Origin of the sequence: Helicobacter sp. UBA3407 (assembly GCF_949747025.1) — a bacterium.
GTDB classification, from domain to species: Bacteria; Campylobacterota; Campylobacteria; order Campylobacterales; family Helicobacteraceae; genus Helicobacter_D; species Helicobacter_D ganmani.
Genome location: NZ_CATKCB010000254.1, coordinates 1 through 2,147, shown reverse-complemented (window position 1 = coordinate 2,147; position 2,147 = coordinate 1). Strand labels below are relative to the sequence as shown.

The following is a 2,147-nucleotide window of genomic DNA, read 5'->3' as shown; positions in this document are numbered from 1 at the left end:
AGAATGTAGGCTACTTCACTTGTCAGAATATAACGCACAAGTTGGACAAGTGAGCCACAATAACAACCTAAATTTTTCTTAGGCATAATGATTTGTGAGGCGATTTGATATTCATCAGGATTGAGTAGAAATAAAATCTTGTTTCCAACAATCAAATAATGGCGTGCAATTCGGATTAGGGATTGTTCTAAATCTTCCACACTAATCCAAGCAACCTCAGGGTCGCTCATTGCAATATTACCACTAAAGAGAATCCCAAATGCACCTCTTTGCACAGCTTCTTCAATCTCTTTTTGGACTTCTTGAGGAGATTTTTTAAGATGATTTGCTACGAATAAATCTCCTTGTTTGATTTCATTGACTTCATCACAGATTTGATTAAAAAAAGAAATGCTTGGTTGATTCAATAAAGTTCCAAAGGCAATTTCTACTATTTCATTGACACTAATTTGCATTTCCTTTCTTTTCATTGCGCACTCCTATTAGCTGATTGAACTCCCATTTTTCTTAAGATTTTGCGGAGTAATCAGTGTTAATCCTTTCTCATCTTTGGCAGCAAGAATCATTCCCTCACTTAATTCACCCATTAATTTTGCAGGTTTAAGATTGGCAAGCACGCATACTTGTTTGCCTATGAGGCTTTGTGGTGTATAATGGGCTTTGATGCCTGCTAGAATCTGACGCGCTCTTGCTTCGCCTAAATCCACTTGAAGTTTTAAAAGTTTTTCGCTTTTGGGCAGCTCCTCTGCGCTCAAAATTGTGCCTACTTTGATTTCTATTTTGAAAAAATCCTCTTTTAAAATCGGATTGGTGATTTCTAATGGAGTATTTGTAGTGGGATTCTGCGAGTTTTTAGTTTCTTTTTCTTCTAGTAAGATATTTTCTACTTTTGGGAATAATGCAGGAATCGCACAAAGTTGGATTTGTGGTAACAATCCATTCTCAAGGACAAACTTCTTATAATTTCGTGATTCTGCTTTTAGCCCAAAGACACTAAGGATAGATTCGGCACTCTTTGGTATAAAGGGAGAAAGACAAAGTGCGGATTTGATTAACAGATTAGCAAGGAATATGAGCAACTCCGCTACTTCCTCGTTTTTGCCCTCTTTAATGAGATTCCATGGCTCTTTTTTTGCGATGATTCCATTTCCTAAACTAAAGAGTGTCCAGATTTCTTCTAGGTAACGATTGGTCTGCACTTCTTCCATATAGGTTTCTAGGCTTTTTAAGACTTTATTGATTTGAGAAAACTCTGTGCTATAATGCTTTTTGAGATTTTCCAAATCTACTTGTAAAGCATTATTAAAGTATTTTGCACTCATTCCCAAAAGGCGATTGAGTAGATTGCCTAAATCATTGCTTAAATCCGAGTTGATTCGCTCCATTAGAGATTTTTGCGAAAAATCCCCATCTTGTCCAAAAGGCACTTCGCGCAAGACAAAATATCGGAAACAATCCAATCCATAAGCCTCTACCACTTCTTTTGGATTGACAACATTGCCGACACTTTTGCTCATCTTTGCACCCTCTTTAGTCCACCAGCCATGTGCTGCGATATGGTGTGGTAGAGGTAAATCTAGGCTCATTAAAAACGCAATCCAATAAATTGCGTGGAATCGCAAAATGTCTTTTCCTACGATGTGATAATTTGCCGCCCAGAAATCTCTTCTATCCTCCAAATCATTATAGAATCCGAGTGCGCTTAGATAGTTTATCAGTGCATCTAGCCATACATACATCACATGTTTTGCATTGTTGTGGTCTTGATGAATGAGGTTTTGAGGGAGTTTAATGCCCCAATCAAAAGTTGTGCGCGTAATGGACAAATCCTCTAGTCCATCTTTTACAAAGTTAATTACCTCATTGCGACGAAATTTTGGCAAGATAAAGTTTGGATTGTGTTCATAAAACTTTAAAAGTCTCTCTTGATACGCACTAAGCCTGAAGAAATAGCTTTCCTCTTGCAACAAAGTCGTTTCTTTACCACAATCTGGGCAGCAATTCTCGCCTATAAGCTGAAATTTTGTAAAAAAGGATTCACAAGAAATGCAATAATGTCCCTCATATTTGCCTTTATAAATATCCCCTTTTTCAAACATTTTTAAAAAAGCCATTTGGGCAGTTTTGATGTGGTAATCATCTGTTGT

General features: G+C 37.1%; 1 protein-coding gene and 1 pseudogene. Both read right to left on the bottom strand.

What is annotated here, in order from left to right; genetic code table 11:
* Nucleotides 1-470: pseudogene (locus Q1553_RS08400) on the bottom strand (hypothetical protein); the annotation flags it as partial.
* 12 nt (nucleotides 471-482) lie between these two features.
* A partial coding sequence (gene metG, locus Q1553_RS08395; RefSeq protein WP_300842929.1) for a methionine--tRNA ligase occupies nucleotides 483-2,147 on the bottom strand: 1,665 nt, incomplete at its 5' end.